This is a genomic window from Staphylococcus sp. HMSC061G12, assembly GCF_001838465.1.
Taxonomy (GTDB): Bacteria; Bacillota; Bacilli; order Staphylococcales; family Staphylococcaceae; genus Staphylococcus; species Staphylococcus simulans.
On sequence record NZ_KV837157.1, the window covers coordinates 20,034 to 20,879 of the forward strand.

Genomic DNA, 846 nt, shown 5'->3' on the forward strand with positions numbered 1-846 from the left:
TATTTAATTCATCTAAAGCATCTTGATGTTCTTTTGCTGCAATCGCATCATTAATTGCTTTTGTAGCATCTGCCACTTGTTGTGGTGTTGCGTTGCCGTCAGCTTTCACTTTTTCACCAACTGCTACTGCATCTTGAAGTGCTTTATCTTCTTTATCAGCAGCATCAAGGTTACCTAAAGCATTTGCCGCATCGATTGCTTTTTGTAATTCAGCTTTATCAGCTTTTTGAACTAGACCAGCTTGAGCATCTTTCAACGCCTGTGTTACAGCTTTGATTTCTTCTGTAGTTTTTGCATCTGGAATAGCTACAATTGCATTACCTTCGATTTCTTTATCTGTTAAAGGTTTAACACTATCAGGTGTGTATTGATTAAGGTCGATTTTTGCGACTTTCGCAAGTTCTGCTTTCAACTCATCAAGCGCTGCTTGTTTTGCGTCTGCTTGATCTTGAGCAGTTTTAGCTTCAATTGCTTTGTTTAATGCATCTTTCGCCGCATTAACTTCATCTTGAGTCGCATTTGGATTTGCTTGAACAGCTTTTGCTTTTTCTAAAGCATCTTGTACAGCTTTATCTTCTTTATCAGTTGGATCTAAATTCAATCCATCAGCAGTTGTGATAGCTTTATCAAGTTCTGCTTTATCTGCTTTTGCAACTAAACCTGCTTGAGCATCTTTTAATGCTTGTGTAGCAGCTTCAATTTCTGCTGTTGTTTTATTGTCAGGTGCATCAACAATTGCTTGTCCTGTTGTTTCTGCATCAGTTAATGGTTTCACACTATTAGGCGTGTACTCATCTTTGTTGATTGCTTTTGCTTTTTCAAGCTCTGCTTTCAACGCATCTAATG

1 protein-coding gene is annotated in these 846 nt (G+C 37.9%); it reads right to left on the minus strand.

The genetic code is table 11. The features are described 5' to 3' along the window. Nucleotides 1–846, minus strand: an 846-nt coding sequence (locus tag HMPREF2937_RS10985) for an FIVAR domain-containing protein (RefSeq protein ID WP_180364644.1), incomplete at both ends; no start/stop codon positions are given.